Genomic DNA, 19,214 nt, shown 5'->3' with positions numbered 1-19,214 from the left:
TTCGTAAATAATGCATATTGTTCCGGCTCATCAGAGCGTGAAATTCTGTTGGACTGTTACAAACGCATTATTTGAGAGGTGCTGTAGAAAAAACAGATAACGAGGAGTTAGTAATGATGAATGACGTATATGAAAAATTTTTAAAAAGTTCAGAAGAGTTTATTTTTGCAGAAAACAAGCCGGAAAAATCTGATATTATTTTTGTCCCTGGAAATGGTTATCCGCAGATGGCGGAAAAAGCAGCAGAATTGTTTAAGAAAGGGATGGCGGACTGGATTCTGCCCAGTGGAAAATACAGCGTAGTAAATGGAAAGTTTTCAGGCGTTCTTGAAAAAAGCAATGTATATAATAAGGAATATGGAACAGAATGGGAATTTCTCAGGGATGTTCTTATAAAAAACGGAGTTCCGGATCAGAAAATCCTGAAAGAAGATCAGGCAACCTTTACTTATGAGAACGCAATTTATTCCAGACAGGTGACAGATCATGCAGAACTGGAAATAGAAAGAGCGATTTTGTGCTGCAAATCTTACCATGCAAGAAGATGTCTGATGTATTATCAGCTCTTGTATCCGGAAACAGAATTTTATGTGGTGCCTGTGAATGCAGATGGAATTACCAGAGAAAACTGGAGAAAGAACGAAGAAGGAATTGATGCGGTTACAGGAGAACTCTCCAGAATCGTGAAACAATTTTCACTGATGCTGGAGAGATGACAGTTACGGCTGTTCTTCTGTTTCGGTTTTCTTCTCGGGAAGCCAGATGTGGACAAGTTCGATTCTGTTTTTGTCCAGACGGTCAACAACCAGGCGGATGCCACTTTCAAGTGTGACAGACTGACCCTCTTTGGGAAGGCAGTCAAGCTGTTCAATAATATATCCGCCAATAGAATCATAATCTTCAGATTCCAGATTAATATGGAGGGCTTCGTTGATATCATCCAGCTTGGCAGAACCCTGAACAACATATTCTCTTTCAGGCTGGATTTCTTTAATATCTTCGACTTCATCCTCATCGTATTCGTCGCGAATCTCACCTACGATCTCTTCCAACAGGTCTTCCAATGTGACCAGACCGGCTGTGGCACCGTATTCGTCCAGAACGATTGCCAGATTGACGGATGCTTTACGCATTTCGATCATCAGGTCTGCTGTAGCTTTGTATTCATAGGTAAAATAAGGCTCACGCAGGATGTTGCGGATTGAAAAAGGTTTGTCCTTTGGATAAACAAGAAGATCTTTCATATTGATAATACCGATTACGTTATCAGTGTTGTCCTCATAAACCGGAAAACGGGTATGCATATCTTCACTGAAGACCGCCATAAGTTCATCATAGGAAAAATTGATATCTATAAAGGTCATGTCGATTCTGGGAATCATGACATCTTTTGCAGTTGAATCGCCAAAATCAAACACATTGTAGATCATCTGTTTTTCTTCGTTTTCAATGACGCCGTCTTTTTCACCTACATTGACGAGAGTACGCAGTTCATGTTCAGTCATGGCATTTGCCTTTTCGTCCGGGTTAACATGCAGAATGACCAGTACACCTTCTGTTATTTTATTTACAATGAAAACAACGGGAGTAAGGAGAATCATAAGTCCGTATATTATTCTTGAATAGGCCAGGGACAATTTTTCAGCATGGATTGTTGCCAGGTTTTTGGGGGTTATCTCACCGAAAATGAGAATCAGCAGAGTCAGGATGCCGGTTGTGATTCCTACATATGCGTTTCCCAGAATCTTTATGGTGAGTGTAGTCATGAGAGAAGAAACAGACATATTTACAATGTTGTTTCCGATTAATACGGTACTGAGCATCTTTGGGGAATTGGAAATTATTTTTTCCAGAATAACAGCACGTTTGTTACCCTGCTCGGCAAGAGACTGTATCCGAATCTTATTTACGGTTGTCATAGCGGTTTCCGCAGAAGAAAAAAATGAAGAAAGTGCGATCAGTATCAGAATCGCCACCGCCTGAAAGGCAATACTTGAATCCAAGATTTATTCACTCCTTTTGATTATCTTTATTGATTGAATCATATCATAAAACATTTAAGCAAAATATACATGATTTCATATAAAAAATCAAGAAAAAGCTTTTGGTTCAAAGATAGTATAAAAAAATTTAAAAGAGGACTGTCGAAAAAGTAAGATTTGTGTTATAATTCACTCGATTAAAATGAAAAAAAACATTACAGAATATTTACAAAATGATAAAAGTTTGATAATATACAGATATGTAATATTATTGTATTACGTAAAAAGAGAACTGATATTTGGCTGAAAGTAAAAAAATGATTATCAGGAAACATAAGAATCGAATATAAATATAGAGGTGCGATATGTCCAATAATATAAGAATAAGAAAAAATAAATTAAAAGGAACGGGTATTTTTGCGGCAGCGGCTTTAACAGCGGCTTTGATTGCAGGAAATAATATACCGGGTGTAACAAGACAGGTCAGTGCGGCTGAGTCACAGGAGAATACTGTGTCTTCTCTGATCCCGGACAACATTACGCTTGATAAGCCTGTAGAACTTGCGGATGTAGAACTTCCGGCAACGGAATATGGAACTTTTGAATGGGCAGATGGAAGTTTCGTTCCTGCACAGCGTGTACAGAGCTGTGAGGTACTTCTTATACCGGCAGAAGGGCAGGATTTAAGCCATGTGGATGGATGGGATCCGGAGAGCGGCGCGGTTGTCGGTTACATCAATGTAATAGTGAACAGTATTACGGATGGTGATAATGTTGATAAGACAGAAGGCTCAGGTAAAACAGATCCAACAGAAACGCCTGAAACTTCGTCAGAAAAACCTGCCGCAGATGAAAACGCTGATACAGACAATAAAGAAGATAAGGAAAGTAAATCAGATCAGGATAATAAAACTGATACAGACAATGAGGAGAGTAAGATTGAAGAAGATAAAACAGATAATAAAAACAACAAAGATAATAACAGCAATGCAGATAAGACGGATAAAGATACAGAAACTACCGGTAAGCTGGAACCTGCAGATGATATGACACAGGATAAAGAAGATACGAAGAAAGATGATGAAGATGGCGCAGGTGATAATATCTTTGATAATCCTGTTCTGCCGGACGATAAGGATGACCGTCCTACAGATGCAGAGGATTCTCTTTCTGATGAAGAAAAAGAAGAGAGGGCCGCACTTAATCATACCTGCGACGGTATTACAGTAAGCGGAGTTAATCTTCCATGGTATGTACAGTTCAGAGTTTCAAGCGGTGACAGCTATCAGTTTACCAATGAATCAGATGCAATGATTTTCCAGTCTTATGAATTTGAACTCTGGGATCTTAAGAATAATATAGAATATGAGATCCCTAATGGAGATTATATCAGTGTCACTGTGCCGGTAAAATCCGGATATCAGTATACTATCGAACATCTCCTGGATAACGGGGCAACTGAGACGATTATTCCGAGTGTAGAGAATGGTATTATGGTATTCAGCACACATTCTTTCAGTCCATTTGGAATTGCAGGAAGCAGACAATTAGTAGGACCTGATGCAGGGAATGATACGGACGACACAGATGCGGTAACTCCTGCACCGGCTTCCTCCGACAGTCAGAGCTCTGATTCCGGAAAGAACAATACAGTATCTGTGAATGACAGTTCTGACAGCAATAATGGTTCTTCTTCTGATCAGAATGATAATTCAACGGAAAATAAAGCTGTGAAAAATAACAATACAGTAAATACCGGAGATACAACATCAATTATGCCGTTTGTGATACTGTTTGTGGCAGCTGCAGTGATCGCCGGTGTGGCTGTATTTATAAAAAAGAGAAAGAAATAAAAGAATAACACTGATTCCTCCCCCATATAGTTTAACAGGAGGGGAAGCAATGAAAGTCAGAGCAATTTTGAAATCACTATTATTTGCATATGCATTAACAGGAGTGGCATTACTGCTTTTGGCCCTGGTACTGTTTGCTTTTGATCTGGGAGAAACAGCTGTAGATGCGGGTATTATTATAATTTATGTACTTGCATGTTTCATGGGAGGCTTTATGGCCGGCAAAATTGTGCGTAAAGACAAATATCTGTGGGGTGTTATCACAGGTCTGGCTTACTATGTATTACTGTTGACTGTCTCTATTATGGCAAAAGGCGGCTGGGATATGAGTGCAGCTCATGCAGTTACAACATTTTTTATGTGCACAGGCGGCGGAACACTGGGTGGAATGCTGTCGTAAAAAAAAGCTTTTAAAATGAAAAGATATATGATATACTATGCCAAGAATATAATTACATAAGGAGGATAGAGTTATGGAACATATCAAAACCCTGAATACAAAGAATTTACAGAATACTGTAAAAAAAGGTGGATGTGGCGAGTGCCAGACTTCCTGCCAGTCCGCATGTAAAACTTCCTGTACAGTAGGAAACCAGAGCTGCGAGCAGAAATAAGATCAGCTATGGAGAAATGAGATAAGCAGCGGAACTTTTATTCCGCTGCTTATCTTACGCTTAGAAAGGATTTTAGTAAAATGAGTCTGATTCACCGTTATAAAAGCAATGGCTTTAATATTGTACTGGATATCAACAGTGGATGCATCCATCTGGTAGATGAGGTTACATATGAGGTTCTTCCATATCTGGAAGAGGGCCTTGGCACAGAAGCTATTGCAGAGAAACTGGAAAACAAATATAACAGAGAAGATATTGAGACATCTGTAAGAGAATGTAATAAGCTGAAAGAAGATGGAATGCTTTTTACAAAAGATGTTTATGAGAATGTAATTGAAGAATTTTCAAATAACCGGCAGACCGTTGTAAAAGCATTGTGCCTGCACATTGCTCATGACTGCAATCTGGCCTGCCGTTATTGTTTTGCCGAAGAAGGCGAATATCATGGCAGAAGAGCTCTTATGTCCTATGAAGTCGGCAAAAAAGCTCTTGATTTCCTGATTGCGAACTCCGGTTCCAGAAAAAACCTGGAAGTAGATTTCTTTGGCGGCGAGCCGCTGATGAACTGGCAGGTTGTAAAAGATCTGGTAAAATATGGCAGAGAGCAGGAAAAGCTTCACAATAAGAAATTCCGTTTCACTTTAACAACAAACGGAGTTCTTCTGAATGATGAAGTAATGGAGTTCTGCAATAAAGAGATGGGCAACGTTGTACTGAGTGTGGACGGACGTAAGGAAGTACATGACTACATGCGTCCATTCAGAAAAGGTGCAGGAAGCTATGACCTGATCATGCCGAAGTTCCAGAAGTTTGCAGAATCCAGAAATCAGGACAAGTATTATGTAAGAGGTACTTTTACCCACCATAATCTTGATTTCTCCAAGGATGTGCTTCATCTGGCAGATCTTGGATTCAAACAGATTTCTGTAGAGCCTGTAGTTGCGGCTGATACGGAGGAATATGCGATCCGCGAGGAGGATATCCCCCAGATCATGGAAGAGTATGATACTCTTGCAAAAGAAATGATTAAAAGAGAGAAAGAGGGAAAAGGATTTAACTTCTTCCATTTTATGATCGACCTTACAGGTGGCCCTTGCGTATACAAGAGACTGTCAGGCTGCGGTTCAGGAACAGAGTACCTGGCTGTAACACCCTGGGGTGATTTTTACCCATGTCACCAGTTTGTTGGTGAAGAACAGTATCTCATGGGAAATGTAGACGAAGGCATCACAAAGCCGGAAATCCAGAAGGAATTCGGCGGATGCAACGTTTACACAAAGAAAGACTGCAAAGACTGCTTCGCACGTTTCTACTGTAGTGGCGGATGTGCGGCAAATGCATTCCATTTCCAGGGAGATATCAAAGGCAATTATGAAATCGGATGCGAACTCCAGAGAAAACGTGTGGAGTGCGCCATCATGATAAAAGCCGCACTGGCATGTGATTAGTGGGCAGTAATCTGTCTGACTGATACCGCCGTCGGCTGTTATCATAACAGAAAATGGCTGGCAGGCGGATGAACATGACCGCGGACAAAAAATCAAGAAGGGAAAAGAACTATGAAGAAAAGTAAAGGAATCGTAGTGCTGCTTTTGACACTGATCCTGACTGTGTTCTTTTGCTTTACTGCAGCCGTAGGTATCGGTCCTACCGGAACCGGTGCAGCAAAACATATCAACACGGGTCTTGATCTTGCCGGTGGTGTCAGCATTACCTACCAGGCTAAGGAGAGCAATCCGACAAGCGAAGAGATGTCAGATACGATCTACAAGCTTCAGAAGCGTGTAGAGCAGTACAGTACTGAGGCTCAGGTATACCAGGAAGGATCAGACCGTATTACAGTTGAAATTCCTGGTGTTACAGATGCAGATACTATTTTGAATGATCTGGGTAAACCAGGTTCCCTGTATTTCATCACAAAAGAAGATGCTGACGGAAACCAGAACTTTACTACAGGACAGGATGGATATGTTCTCTCCAGAACTATGGATGAGATCAAGGAATCCGGAAGTGTTGTTCTGGAAGGTTCTGATGTAGCAGATGCCCAGGGTGGTGCGATCCAGAATCAGAACACAAGTGCAAAGGAATATGTGGTAAGTCTTACTCTTACTTCTGATGGAGAAAACAGTGGTAAAACAAAATTTGCAGAAGCTACAAAGAATAATGTAGGCAAGCAGATCGCTATCGTCTATGACAATAACATTATCAGTGCTCCGAATGTAAATGAAGAGATTTCCGGCGGAAAAGCACAGATCAGCGGAATGTCTGACCTGGAAGAAGCACAGAACCTTGCTTCTTATATCCGTATCGGTTCTCTGGGACTGGAACTGGAAGAACTTCGTTCCAGTGTTGTAGCTGCACAGCTTGGTGAAGAAGCAATCTCTACAAGTGTTCTTGCAGGTGCGATCGGTCTGATCATCGTTATTATCTTTATGATCATTGCATACCGCGTACCTGGTGTAGTTGCAGGTATCGCACTGATTCTTTATACATCATTAATGCTGATCACGCTGAATGCCTTTGATATTACTCTTACTCTTCCGGGTATTGCGGGTATTATCCTTGGTATCGGTATGGCGGTGGATGCCAATGTTATTATTTATGCCCGAATCAGAGAGGAAATTGGTGCAGGAGTTTCAGTAAGGAATTCTATTAAGTCCGGTTTCAGCAAAGCTTTCTCTGCAATCTTTGATGGAAATATTACAACGCTGATCGCAGCCTTTGTGCTGATGTGGCTTGGTTCAGGTACTGTTAAGGGATTTGCTTATACACTTGCCCTTGGTATCGTGATCTCCATGTTTACAGCACTGGTTGTATCCAGACTGATTGTAAATGCACTTTATGCAGTTGGTGTACGTGATCCGAAATTCTACGGATCTGCAAAAGAACGTAAGGCAGTTGATTTCCTTGGAAAGAAGAAAGTATTTTTTGCTATTTCCATTATCCTGATCCTCTGCGGTCCGGCAGCGATGTTTGCTAATTCGCATGCAGGAAACAAAGCGTTAAATTACAGCCTTGAGTTCTCAGGCGGTACTTCTACAACTGTTACATTTAATGAAGATATGGATATTAAGACCATTGATTCTGAAGTAACTCCTGTTGTAGAAGAGGTGACAGGAGATAAAAATGTTCAGCCTACAAAGGTAGTCGGAACAAATCAGGTTGTGATCAAGACACGTTCTCTGAATCAGAGCGAACGTGAAGCTCTGCAGAGTGCACTGGTTGAGAAATTTGGTGTAGATGACAGCACGATTTCCACAGAAAGTATTTCTTCTACAGTAAGTAGTGAAATGCGTCGTGATGCGATCGTAGCCGTTATAGTAGCTACAATCTGTATGCTTCTTTATATCTGGTTCAGATTTAAAGACATCCGTTTTGCAAGCAGTGCGGTATTGGCGCTTCTGCATGATGTTCTGGTTGTACTTGCATTCTATGCTATTGCCAGAGTATCTGTCGGTAATACATTTATTGCCTGCATGCTTACGATCGTAGGTTATTCTATCAATGCTACAATCGTTATTTTTGACCGTATACGTGAGAACCTTCACAGTGGTTCCAGAGAAAAACTGGCAGAAATTGTAAACACAAGTATCACCCAGACTCTTACAAGAAGTATTTATACCTCTTTTACAACTTTTGTTATGGTAGCTGTTCTTTATATCATGGGTGTTTCTTCTATCCGTGAATTTGCAGCACCTCTGATGGTTGGTGTTCTTGTCGGTGCATATTCTTCTGTATGTATTACAGGTGCGTTGTGGTATGTGATGAAAAAGAAATTTGCAGGAAAAGGACAGCCGGCAATTGCTGCAGCCTCCGCATCTGCAAAGTCCTCTTCAAAGCCGAAGAAAGCACGTGATGTATCACAGAAAGATCCGACTCAGCCAAAGAAGAAAAACAGAAAAAGAGTAGCTGAACGTCTGGCTGCCGAAGAAGCAGCTAAAAAACAGCAGAATGATGATGCTGAATAAAACAATAATTGTCTGAAAAACAGGCAGACAGAAATATCCCGGGGTAAAACTCCGGGATATTTTTATGAGGAGAGAAAATATATGGAGAAATGGGTAATAGCAGCAAAAAGAGCAGATTTTAACCAGATCGGTCAACAGTTTCATATTGATCCGGTGATTGCGAGACTGATCAGGAACAGAGATGTGATCGGAGAAGATAAGATAAGAGAGTATCTGTCAGGAACAGTACAAGAGCTTCCTTCTCCCTGGCTGATGAAGGATATGGAAAAAGCTGTAGATATCCTGGAGAAAAAAATATCGCAGAAAGCAAAAGTCCGTATTATTGGTGATTATGATATTGATGGTGTGACCTCTACATACATTTTAATGAAAGGTCTTGCGAGGATCGGAGCAGATGTGGATACTTATATTCCGGACAGAGTTGCAGACGGATATGGGATTCATGCACATCTTATAGAAAGAGCGGAAACGGACCGGATCGATACGATCGTGACCTGTGATAATGGAATTGCTGCGGCTGCTGAAATCCAGATGGCAAAGGATAAGGGAATGACAGTGATTATTACAGATCATCATGAGGTTCCTTACAGGGAGGAAAAGGGAGAACGCCAGATGGTGCTTCCGCCGGCAGATGCGATTTTGAATCCGAAACAATATGATTGTCCATACCCGAATAAAAACCTGTGTGGGGCAGTGGTGGCCTTTAAATATATTGCAGCACTTTACGAGAGATTTGGTGTTCCGGCAGAGGAACTGGAAGATTATTATGAACTGGCGGCTATTGCAACAGTAGGAGATGTTATGGATCTTCAGGGAGAGAACAGGATTCTGGTAAAAGAAGGACTGTACCGTCTGAGAAATACCAAAAATCAAGGATTGCAGGAACTGATCCGAGCAAATTCTCTGGAAGATGCTAAAATCACAGCTTATCATATCGGATTTGTGCTGGGACCATGTATCAATGCCAGTGGAAGACTGGATACAGCTGCCCGTTCTCTTGCACTTCTCAATGCAAAAACAAAGGAAGAAGCAGCAAGGCTTGCCGGAGATCTTACAGCTCTTAATCAGAGCCGAAAAGCTCTCACTGAGAAAGGAAAAGAAGAGGCAATCCGGATCATAGAGACTACAGAGCTGAAAAATGACAGAGTACTGGTAGTTTATCTTCCAGATTGTCATGAAAGTCTTGCCGGTATTATAGCAGGCAGGATCAGGGAAAAATATCACAGGCCTGCCTTTGTATTGACGGGCGGTGAGACAAGTGCAAAAGGAAGTGGAAGATCAATAGAAAGTTACTCTATGTATGAAGAACTGGTAAAATGTGCAGACCTGATGATACAGTTTGGAGGTCATCCGATGGCAGCAGGTCTTTCTATAGAAGAAAAAAATATAGAAGAATTCCGGAGACGCCTCAATGTCAACTGTACGTTGACGGACGAAGAATTGCGTCCTAAGATCGTGATTGATGTGCCGATGCCTGTGTCTTATATTACAAAAGAACTGGTAGAACAGATTTCGCTTCTGGAACCCTTTGGAAAAGGGAATACAAAACCGGTCTTTGCACAGAAAAATCTCAGAGTGCTTGATTACAGTATTATCGGGAAAAATAAAAATGTACTAAAATTAAAACTTCTCGATCCGCAGGGGATTTCAGTGGAAGGCATTTATTTCGGAGAAGCAGAGGATTTTGTGAACTTCATCAGGGAAAAAGACAGTATTTCTGTTACTTATTATCCGGAGATCAACAGATTCAGGGGACGAGAGAGTCTCCAGATCATTATTCAGAATTACTGTTAATATTACCGCCTGTTTTGTAACCGCCGGTAAGCCTGGAAATACAAATGTCAGGGCTTAACAGTAACTTGATTCTGAAATAAAAAGGTGATATACTATAAAATATTTATGAGCGAACAGCAATATAACACACACTGGAGGAGAAATAAAATGAAGAAAATTGAAGATTATGTATTAAGTATACCGGATTTTCCTGAACCGGGGATTATTTTCAGAGATATTACAAGTGTTCTGCAGGATGCGGATGGCCTGCAGCTGGCAATCGACTCCATGCAGGACTGTCTTAAGGATATAGATGTGGACGTGATTGCAGGAACAGAGTCCAGAGGCTTTATCTTTGGTGTACCGATCGCATATAATCTTCATAAACCATTTGTACCGATTCGTAAAAAAGGCAAACTTCCCCGCGAAACAGTATCTGTAAGCTATGATCTGGAATATGGCAGTGCAGAGATTGAAATGCATAAAGATTCCATAAAACCAGGTCAGAAAGTGGTTATCGTTGATGATCTGATCGCAACAGGCGGTACGATCGAAGCAGCGATCAAGCTGGTGGAACAGCTTGGCGGTGAGGTTGTCAAGGTTGTATTTCTCATGGAACTTGCAGGTTTAAAGGGACGCGAAAGACTGAATGGGTATGATGTAGCGTCCGTAATTTGTTATGATGGTAAATAAGCACAGCTGATTGTGCAGGACAGGCAGGTGGGAGCATATGACAGAGATAACAAAAAGTACAGAAGCAAAAAAAGATGAAATGCAGGTTGAAAAAGAGAAGCTGGAATCTGTAAAGAGGGCAGATGCGGCAGTAAAGACCATGCATGATTTTACAAGTCCGGAGGTGCTTTATAAAGAACTGATAAACAGTGTTCTGAAGTATCATCCATCAACAGATATTTCCATGATAGAGAAGGCATATAAGGTTGCAAGTGAAGCTCATGAAGGACAGAAGAGAAAGTCTGGAGAGCCATATATCATTCATCCTTTGTGTGTTGCCATCATTCTGGCAGATCTGGAACTTGACAAAGAAACGATAGTTGCAGGTCTTCTTCATGATGCAGTTGAAGATACCTGGATGACCTATGAGGAAGTGGAGAAGGAATTTGGTTCAGAGGTTGCACTTCTTGTGGATGGTGTTACCAAGCTGGGACAGTTATCTTATTCTGCGGATAAAGTAGAAGTTCAGGCAGAGAACCTCAGAAAGATGTTTCTTGCCATGGCTAAGGATATCAGAGTTATTCTGATCAAGCTTGCAGACCGTCTTCATAATATGCGTACCTTACAGTATATGCGTCCTGAAAAGCAGCAGGAAAAGGCCAGAGAGACCATGGATATTTATGCTCCTATTGCCATGCGTCTGGGTATTTCCAAGATAAAGGTAGAGCTGGATGACCTGTCGCTGAAATACCTTAAGCCGGATGTATATTATGACCTGGTGCATAAGGTTGCCCTGCGTAAAAGCGAGAGAGAACAGTTTGTAGGTGCGATTGTAAAAGAAGTTAAGAAACATATGGATGATGCCAATATTAAGGCGCAGGTGGACGGACGTGTAAAACACTTTTTCAGCATCTACAAGAAGATGGTAAATCAGGATAAGACTATTGATCAGATTTATGATTTATTTGCTGTCCGTATTCTTGTAGATACAGTGAAGGATTGTTATGCTGCCCTTGGTGTGATCCATGAGATGTATAAGCCAATTCCGGGACGGTTTAAAGATTATATTGCCATGCCGAAACCCAATATGTATCAGTCATTGCATACCACATTGATCGGACCCAACGGACAGCCCTTTGAAATCCAGATCCGTACTTATGAAATGCATAGAACTGCAGAATATGGTATCGCTGCACACTGGAAATATAAGGAGTCGTCTGACGGAAAGGCTCCTGTAGGTAAGAGTGAGGAAGAGAAACTGAACTGGCTGCGTCAGATTCTGGAATGGCAGAGAGACATGTCTGATAACAAAGAATTCATGAGTCTTCTGAAGAATGACCTGGATCTTTTTGCGGACAGTGTTTACTGTTTCACTCCACAGGGAGATGTTAAAACACTTCCAAGCGGTTCTACACCGGTGGATTTTGCGTACAGTGTTCACAGTGCAGTCGGAAATAAGATGGTAGGTGCCAGAGTTAACGGTAAGCTGGTTCCGATTGAATATGAGATCAAAAACGGTGACCGTATTGAGATCATTACTTCCCAGAACTCTCAGGGACCAAGCCGCGACTGGCTGAAAATGGTTAAGAGTACGCAGGCAAAGAACAAGATTAACCAGTGGTTCAAGAAGGAATTAAAAGAAGATAATATCCTTAAGGGCAAGGAGATGCTTGCGCAGTATGCGCGTGCAAAGGGGTTTAAGATCACAAATTATACAAAAACCCAGTATCTGGAGGCCGTTTTGCGTAAATATGGTTTCAGGGACTGGGATTCAGTACTTGCTGCAATTGGTCATGGCGGATTGAAAGAAGGTCAGGTTTTCAATAAGCTGGTAGAGGCTTATGATAAGGAAAATAAGAAGAATCTGACAGATGAGCAGGTTCTTGAGGCTGCTTCTGAGACACAGGAGAAGCTTCACATTGCCAAGAGCAAGAGCGGCATTGTGGTAAAAGGAATCCATGATGTGGCAGTCCGTTTTTCCAAGTGTTGTAATCCAATCCCGGGTGATGAGATTGTAGGCTTTGTTACAAGAGGACGTGGAATCACAATTCATCGTACAGATTGTGTCAATGTGCTGAATATGTCTGAGACAGACAGGACACGACTGATTGAGGCAGAGTGGCAGCAGCCTGATACCAAGGAAAAAGAGAAGTATATGGCTGAGATTCAGGTTTATGCAAATAACCGTACAGGGCTTCTTGTGGATCTTTCTAAAATATTTACAGAACGTAAGATCGACCTGCGAAGTATCAACAGCCGTACAAGCAAGCAGGAGAAGGCAACTATTTCCATGAGTTTTGAGATTGGAAGCAAAGAGGAACTGCGTTCCCTGATCGAGAAGATCCGTCAGGTAGAGAGTGTCATTGACGTAGAGAGAACTACAGGCTGATCATGGAAAAATCTGCTGGAACATTATTTTATGGAACTGCTGCAGATTGACAGAAAGGAATAACATGAAGAATTTAGAATTACAGAAATGTATATTAGGACCTGTATATACAAATTGCTATCTCCTTAAGAATAAAGAAACCGGAGAACTGATCATTGTTGATCCCGCAGATTGTCCGGAGAAGATTGAAATGAAGATTTCCCGGATGAATGGAAAACCGGTGGCAATTCTTCTTACCCATGGACATTTTGATCACATTCTGGCTGCACAGGCAGTAAAGGAGAAATATAATATTCCGATTTATGCCTGTCGTCAGGAAGAGGAGATGCTCCGCGAACCTTCAATCAATATGACTGTACATTATGGACAGGGATGTTCTATTGTGCCGGATGTATTTCTGGAGGATCTGGATGTTATCAGACTGGCGGGATTTTCCGTTCAGATGATCCATACACCGGGACATACCAAAGGAAGCTGCTGTTATTATCTGAAAGATGAAGGTGTATTGTTCAGCGGTGATACAGTGTTCTATGGCTCTGTTGGAAGAACGGATTTTCCGGGTGGAAGTACAGCAGAAATCGTGAGAAGTCTCCATAAACTGGTAGATTCGCTTCCTGAAGAGACCGAGGTTTTCCCCGGACATGATGCATCTACCACTATTGGTTATGAAAAGAGGTATAATCCATTTGTGTAAAATAGGCATTCTGTTTGAGAACAGAGATTTTGAACATGATGTTTATGAACTGATCAAAGCGTTTTATCCCGAAGCGGAGATACATACTCTTTATGAAAATGCTGAAGCAGAGTATGACCTCCGCTTCAGTGTGGAACAGGATAATGACAGTTATATCATAAAATACGAAAGGACAGAGAATCTGTCGAAACAGGAAACAGAGCAAAAAGGGGTAATTTCCGCAGACATACTTTCTAAAGAGAATGCAGGCTGTGGAATACAGGATGCTCATGCTCTGAGAAAAGAGAATAAAGATAATATCAAATATGCTCTGTATCAGTTGTTGGTAAAACTGACGGGCAGAACTCTTCCATGGGGAAATCTGACAGGAATACGTCCTGCCAAACTGGCAATGGGAATGATCGAATCCGGAATGAAAAATACGGAAGCAGCCCGGGAGATGCGTGAGAGATATCTGGTAAGTCCGCAGAAAACAGCGCTTGCCATCACTATTGCAAACAGGGAAAGAGAGATTCTGAAGGATATTGACTATGAAAATGGATATAGCCTTTATATTGGAATCCCGTTTTGCCCAAGTATCTGTCTGTATTGTTCCTTCAGCTCCTATCCGCTGAAAGTGTGGGAGAAGAGAACAGATGAATATGTGGAAGCTCTCTGCCGGGAGGTAAGAGAGACTGCTCTTATGATGAAGGGAAGAAAACTGGACACCATCTATATTGGCGGCGGTACCCCGACTACACTGCTTCCACATCAGATCCGTAAGCTCCTGGATACAGTGGGAGAAGCTTTTGGCTATGAAGGACTGGCAGAGTTTACTGTGGAAGCCGGCAGACCGGACAGTATTACACGTGAAAAGCTGATGGCGATCAGGGAGTATCCGGTAACAAGAATTTCCGTAAATCCACAGACTATGAATCAGGAAACCCTGGATATTATCGGCCGCAGACATACTGTGGAGCAGACAAAAGAAGCGTTTCATCTGGCACGAGAGCTGGGATACGATAACATTAACATGGATCTGATCGTAGGTCTTCCGGGTGAGGATATTCACATGGTAGAGCGGACTCTTGAACAGGTTCGTGAACTGGCACCGGACAGTATTACCGTACATTCACTGGCAGTGAAACGTGCAGCAAGGCTGAATATTTTTAAAGAGAAATATCAGGAAATGTCTTTTGAGAATAATCAGGAAATTATGGATCTGACCATGAAAACTGCGTATGAAATGGGAATGGGTCCTTATTATCTGTACAGACAGAAGAATATGAAGGGAAATTTTGAAAATGTTGGCTATGCAAAGGTTGACAAAGCGGGAATTTACAATATACTGATTATGGAGGAAAAACAGCCTATCATCGCACTGGGGGCAGGCGGTTCTTCCAAGCTGGTCTTTGACCATGGACAGAGAATTGAACGTGTGGAGAATGTAAAAGACGTTTCTAATTATATTTCCCGCATTGATGAGATGATCGAGAGAAAACGGACAGCAATAGCTACCTGGCTGTAGGATGTGGAGGTAACATTTTGGACACAGTACAAAAGACAGCGGCAGGTTCACAGCAGAGGATCCTGGAATTTGACCTTGCTTCTGAACTGCATCATGGAATGCTGGTAAGTAATCTGGCTTATGCGGTTGCAGAGGAGATGGAACTGCCGCATGAACAGTGCTATGAGCTTGCAATAGCAGGAATGCTCCATGATATAGGAAAGCTGAAGCTGACAAGTTATATTAACGGACAGGAGCAGGATCCTCTGGTGATCGAGGAACTGAAGTATGTCCGGATGCATTCTACATTGGGATATGAGGAACTTAAAGGGCAGGGATATTCGGATTTTGTATTGGAGAGTATCCTGTACCATCATGAGAATTATGATGGCAGTGGATATCCGTCCAATAAAGCAGGTGATGACATACCCATAGGTGCCCGGATACTCAGAGTCTGCGATGTATATGCAGCATTGATCTCTGACAGACCATACAGAAGAGGATTTGATATTTCTTCAGTTATGGAGTTGATGATTGATGAAGTAAAAAATTTTGATATGCAGGTTTTTCTTGCGTTTCAGAGAGTGGTTCATAATGGAGACGGGCAGAATTTTTATAAAAGAGGAGGACAACATGGCATTAAAGAAGAAACCGGTAACCGGTATGAAGGACATTTTACCAAAAGAGATGGAAATCCGTAATTATGTGATGAACATGATTCGTGAAACATACGGAACATTTGGCTTTTCATCTATAGAGACACCATGTGTGGAGCATATTGAAAATCTTTCCAGTAAACAGGGCGGAGAGAATGAGAAACTTATTTTCAAGATCCTGAAACGTGGGGAGAAACTGAAACTTGCGGAAGCAGAGAAAGAAAGTGATCTGGTTGACTCCGGACTTCGCTACGATCTGACTGTGCCGCTTTCCAGATATTATTCCAACAACGCAAATGAGCTTCCGGCTCCTTTTAAGGCACTTCAGATGGGTAATGTGTGGAGAGCAGACAGACCGCAGAGAGGACGTTTCCGTCAGTTTATGCAGTGTGATATTGATATTCTGGGTGAGTCTACTTATCTGGCTGAGATCGAACTGGTTCTTGCTACCACAACGTTGCTCGGAAAGCTGGATTTTCATAACTTTACGATTCGCATCAACGACAGAAAAATCTTAAAAGCGATGGCGCAGTACAGTGGATTCCCACAGGAAAGCTTTGACACTGTGTTTATCATTCTGGACAAGATGGACAAGATTGGTCTGGAAGGTGTTGCAGAAGAACTGGAGAAGGAAGGATTTGCAAAAGAGAGCATTGATACTTATCTTGGACTTTTCAAAGAGATCACTTCTGACATTGAGGGTGTTCGTTACTGCAAAGAGAAATTAAAAGATGTTCTGGATCCAAAGGTTGCTGAGGACCTTGAAACAATCATTTCTACTGTAGATTCTGTTAAGACAGCAGATTTTAAGATGTCTTTCGATCCGACTTTGGTACGTGGAATGTCTTATTATACAGGACCGATTTTTGAAATCTCTATGGATGAGTTTGGCGGCAGCGTAGGCGGCGGTGGACGCTATGATGAGATGATCGGTAAATTTACAGGAAACAATACATCTGCCTGCGGATTTTCAATTGGATTCGAGAGAATCGTAATGCTTCTTCTTGAGAGAAATTATGAAATCCCGACAAAGAATGGTAAGAAAGCATATCTTATCGAGAAGAATATGCCGGCAGACAAGATGCTGACGATTCTGAAACAGGCTCAGGAAGAGCGTAATGCCGGAACACAGATCAATATTTCTATTATGAAGAAGAATAAGAAATTCCAGAAAGATCAGATGACAGCAGAGGGCTATACAGAGTTTGTAGAATTCTTTAAAGACAGAATGTAATAATTCGTAACTGTTCAGCAACATTGCGAGATAGCAGACTGCCGGATAGTTACAACAATTCTTATAATATAGAAAGCATGAAAAGAGGAAAGAAACATGGCTGAAAGTATGCAGGGACTGCACAGAACATGCCGATGTGCAGAAGTAACAAAGGAAATGATCGGCAAAGAAGTTGTCCTTATGGGATGGGTTCAGAAAGCCCGCGATAAAGGCGGAATTATTTTCGTAGATTTAAGAGACCGTTCCGGTATCATGCAGCTGATTTTTGAGAATGGCAGCATTGATGAAGAAGGTTTTGCAAAAGCAGGTAAGCTGAGAAGTGAATTCGTAATCGCTGTTACCGGTGTGGTAGAAGAAAGAGGCGGCGCTGTTAACAAGAATCTTGCAACAGGTGAAATTGAGCTTCGCGTAAAATCCCTTCGTGTTCTGTCTGAAGCAGAGGTACCTCCGTTCCCAATTGAAGAGAACAGCAAGACAAAAGATGAAATCCGTCTGAAATATCGTTATCTTGACTTAAGAAGACCTGACCTTCAGAAGAATATTATGCTTAAGAGCAAAGTCATGATGCTTACAAGACAGTTCTTCGCAAAAGAAGGATTCCTTGAAATTGAAACTCCGATGCTTGGTAAGAGTACACCGGAAGGTGCAAGAGATTATCTGGTACCGTCTCGTGTTCATCCGGGACATTTCTATGGTCTGCCACAGTCTCCGCAGCTGTACAAACAGCTTCTGATGTGCTCTGGTTATGACCGTTATATCCAGATTGCAAGATGTTTCCGTGACGAAGACCTTCGTGCGGACAGACAGCCGGAATTTACCCAGATTGATATGGAACTCTCTTTTGTAGATGTTGATGACGTAATTGATGTAAATGAGAGATTCCTTGCTTATCTGTTCAAGGAAGTACTTGATATTGATGTAAAACTTCCAATCCAGCGTATCACATGGCAGGAAGCTATGGACAGATTTGGTTCTGATAAACCGGATATGCGTTTCGGAATGGAACTTCATGATGTAAGTGATGTAGTTAAAAACTGTGGATTCAGCGTGTTTACTTCTGCGTTGGAAAATGGCGGCAGTGTTCGTGGTATCAATGCAGAAGGACAGGGCGCTATGCCACGTAAGAAAATTGACAAACTGGTTGAGTTTGCCAAAGGTTATGGTGCAAAAGGCCTTGCATACATTGCAATCGCTGAAGATGGCACAAGAAAATCTTCTTTTGCTAAATTCATGACAGATGAAGAGATGGATGCTCTGGTAGCAGCTATGGATGGTAAAGCAGGAGACTTACTTCTGTTTGCAGCAGATAAGAAGAAACTGGTTTATGATGTACTTGGCGCACTTCGTCTGGAACTTGCAAAGCAGATGGATCTTCTTGATAAGAATGAGTATCGTTTCGTATGGGTAACAGAGTTCCCGCTTCTTGAATGGAGTGAAGAAGAGAATCGTTTCACAGCAATGCATCATCCATTTACCATGCTTATGGAAGAGGACCTTCCACTTCTGGATACAGATCCTGGAAAAGTTCGTGCAAAAGCATATGATATCGTATTAAACGGTAATGAAATTGGTGGAGGAAGTGTCAGAATCCATCAGGATGATATTCAGGAGAGAATGTTTGAAGCACTTGGATTCACAAAAGAAGCTGCTCACGAGCAGTTTGGATTCCTTCTGGACGCATTCAAATATGGAGTTCCGCCTCATGCCGGACTGGCATACGGACTTGACCGTCTGGTAATGCTTATGGCTAAGGTTGACAGTATTCGTGATGTCATTGCATTCCCGAAAGTTAAAGATGCTTCCTGTCTGATGACTCAGTCTCCGAGCCGCGTAAGCGAGGAGCAGTTAAAAGAACTGGAACTGGAAGTAAGACCGGAGGAAGTAACTGAATAA

At 41.8% G+C, this 19,214-nt stretch carries 15 protein-coding genes; 14 read left to right on the top strand and 1 reads right to left on the bottom strand.

Annotation, left to right across the window (positions count from 1 at the left end):
- Positions 1-113: 113 nt before the first annotated feature.
- On the top strand, positions 114-716 hold the full coding sequence (locus LJE12_RS11845) for a YdcF family protein (protein ID WP_330380589.1): 603 nt from the start codon (positions 114-116) through the stop codon (positions 714-716).
- A gap of 3 nt (positions 717-719) precedes the next feature.
- On the opposite strand, the gene LJE12_RS11840 is transcribed toward LJE12_RS11845, so the two are convergent.
- Positions 720-2,003 (bottom strand): HlyC/CorC family transporter, encoded by a 1,284-nt coding sequence (locus tag LJE12_RS11840; RefSeq protein WP_022380371.1) that lies wholly within the window; start codon positions 2,001-2,003, stop codon positions 720-722.
- A 344-nt stretch (positions 2,004-2,347) separates the two neighbouring features.
- Between LJE12_RS11840 and LJE12_RS11835 the strand changes: the two genes are divergently transcribed.
- The 13 genes from LJE12_RS11835 (at position 2,348) to aspS (ending at position 19,214) form a co-directional block, all read left to right on the top strand.
- Entirely contained in the window at positions 2,348-3,835 is a 1,488-nt protein-coding gene (locus LJE12_RS11835) for a hypothetical protein (RefSeq protein ID WP_195480954.1), read from the top strand.
- A gap of 49 nt (positions 3,836-3,884) precedes the next feature.
- On the top strand, positions 3,885-4,235 hold the full coding sequence (locus LJE12_RS11830; protein WP_055058419.1) for a TIGR04086 family membrane protein: 351 nt from the start codon (positions 3,885-3,887) through the stop codon (positions 4,233-4,235).
- A 73-nt stretch (positions 4,236-4,308) separates the two neighbouring features.
- The gene (scfA, locus tag LJE12_RS11825) at positions 4,309-4,449 is read left to right on the top strand and encodes a six-cysteine ranthipeptide SCIFF (protein ID WP_008703734.1); all 141 of its coding nucleotides are present in this window, start codon (positions 4,309-4,311) and stop codon (positions 4,447-4,449) included.
- An 80-nt stretch (positions 4,450-4,529) separates the two neighbouring features.
- Positions 4,530-5,897, top strand: a complete 1,368-nt coding sequence (scfB, locus tag LJE12_RS11820; RefSeq protein WP_008703733.1) for a thioether cross-link-forming SCIFF peptide maturase — start codon at positions 4,530-4,532, stop codon at positions 5,895-5,897.
- A gap of 111 nt (positions 5,898-6,008) precedes the next feature.
- Positions 6,009-8,417 (top strand): protein translocase subunit SecDF, encoded by a 2,409-nt coding sequence (locus LJE12_RS11815; RefSeq protein ID WP_008703732.1) that lies wholly within the window; start codon positions 6,009-6,011, stop codon positions 8,415-8,417.
- A gap of 81 nt (positions 8,418-8,498) precedes the next feature.
- A complete protein-coding gene (gene recJ / locus LJE12_RS11810) occupies positions 8,499-10,211 on the top strand; it encodes a single-stranded-DNA-specific exonuclease RecJ (protein WP_195280252.1) in 1,713 nt (570 codons plus the stop codon).
- 147 nt (positions 10,212-10,358) lie between these two features.
- Positions 10,359-10,883 (top strand): adenine phosphoribosyltransferase, encoded by a 525-nt coding sequence (locus LJE12_RS11805; protein WP_008703730.1) that lies wholly within the window; start codon positions 10,359-10,361, stop codon positions 10,881-10,883.
- Positions 10,884-10,920: 37 nt separating this feature from the next.
- Positions 10,921-13,251 carry a RelA/SpoT family protein gene (locus LJE12_RS11800; protein WP_227226695.1) on the top strand — a complete coding sequence of 777 codons (2,331 nt, stop codon included), beginning with the start codon at positions 10,921-10,923 and terminating at the stop codon, positions 13,249-13,251.
- Between the two features lie 64 nt (positions 13,252-13,315).
- Positions 13,316-13,945 (top strand): MBL fold metallo-hydrolase, encoded by a 630-nt coding sequence (locus LJE12_RS11795; protein ID WP_022380375.1) that lies wholly within the window; start codon positions 13,316-13,318, stop codon positions 13,943-13,945.
- A complete protein-coding gene (gene hemZ, locus LJE12_RS11790; protein WP_173698167.1) occupies positions 13,917-15,452 on the top strand; it encodes a coproporphyrinogen dehydrogenase HemZ in 1,536 nt (511 codons plus the stop codon). Before LJE12_RS11795 ends, hemZ begins: the two co-directional genes overlap by 29 nt.
- Before the next feature lie 17 nt (positions 15,453-15,469).
- Positions 15,470-16,132, top strand: coding sequence for an HD-GYP domain-containing protein (locus LJE12_RS11785; protein WP_227226696.1), 663 nt, complete (start codon positions 15,470-15,472; stop codon positions 16,130-16,132).
- Positions 16,065-17,321, top strand: a complete 1,257-nt coding sequence (gene hisS / locus LJE12_RS11780; RefSeq protein WP_055053994.1) for a histidine--tRNA ligase — start codon at positions 16,065-16,067, stop codon at positions 17,319-17,321. The genes LJE12_RS11785 and hisS overlap by 68 nt, the downstream gene beginning before the upstream one ends.
- 96 nt (positions 17,322-17,417) lie before the next feature.
- Complete coding sequence (gene aspS, locus LJE12_RS11775; protein ID WP_022380379.1) at positions 17,418-19,214, top strand: aspartate--tRNA ligase; 1,797 nt, start codon at positions 17,418-17,420, stop codon at positions 19,212-19,214.

The organism is Blautia sp. DFI.6.71, assembly GCF_020593585.1.
Taxonomy (GTDB): domain Bacteria; phylum Bacillota; class Clostridia; order Lachnospirales; family Lachnospiraceae; genus Blautia_A; species Blautia_A wexlerae.
Note: the sequence above shows the minus strand (reverse complement) of the source record. Positions and strands in the feature narration are given on the sequence as shown.

What these genes read in the sequence shown, in the direction of transcription:
- LJE12_RS11845 (WP_330380589.1), top strand. Translation starts at nt 114, where the DNA reads ATGATGAATGACGTATATGAAAAATTTTTAAAAAGTTCAGAAGAGTTT.
- LJE12_RS11835 (WP_195480954.1), top strand. Translation starts at nt 2,348, where the DNA reads ATGTCCAATAATATAAGAATAAGAAAAAATAAATTAAAAGGAACGGGT.
- LJE12_RS11830 (WP_055058419.1), top strand. Translation starts at nt 3,885, where the DNA reads ATGAAAGTCAGAGCAATTTTGAAATCACTATTATTTGCATATGCATTA.
- scfA (WP_008703734.1), top strand. Translation starts at nt 4,309, where the DNA reads ATGGAACATATCAAAACCCTGAATACAAAGAATTTACAGAATACTGTA.
- scfB (WP_008703733.1), top strand. Translation starts at nt 4,530, where the DNA reads ATGAGTCTGATTCACCGTTATAAAAGCAATGGCTTTAATATTGTACTG.
- LJE12_RS11815 (WP_008703732.1), top strand. Translation starts at nt 6,009, where the DNA reads ATGAAGAAAAGTAAAGGAATCGTAGTGCTGCTTTTGACACTGATCCTG.
- recJ (WP_195280252.1), top strand. Translation starts at nt 8,499, where the DNA reads ATGGAGAAATGGGTAATAGCAGCAAAAAGAGCAGATTTTAACCAGATC.
- LJE12_RS11805 (WP_008703730.1), top strand. Translation starts at nt 10,359, where the DNA reads ATGAAGAAAATTGAAGATTATGTATTAAGTATACCGGATTTTCCTGAA.
- LJE12_RS11800 (WP_227226695.1), top strand. Translation starts at nt 10,921, where the DNA reads ATGACAGAGATAACAAAAAGTACAGAAGCAAAAAAAGATGAAATGCAG.
- LJE12_RS11795 (WP_022380375.1), top strand. Translation starts at nt 13,316, where the DNA reads ATGAAGAATTTAGAATTACAGAAATGTATATTAGGACCTGTATATACA.
- hemZ (WP_173698167.1), top strand. Translation starts at nt 13,917, where the DNA reads ATGAAAAGAGGTATAATCCATTTGTGTAAAATAGGCATTCTGTTTGAG.
- hisS (WP_055053994.1), top strand. Translation starts at nt 16,065, where the DNA reads ATGGCATTAAAGAAGAAACCGGTAACCGGTATGAAGGACATTTTACCA.
- aspS (WP_022380379.1), top strand. Translation starts at nt 17,418, where the DNA reads ATGGCTGAAAGTATGCAGGGACTGCACAGAACATGCCGATGTGCAGAA.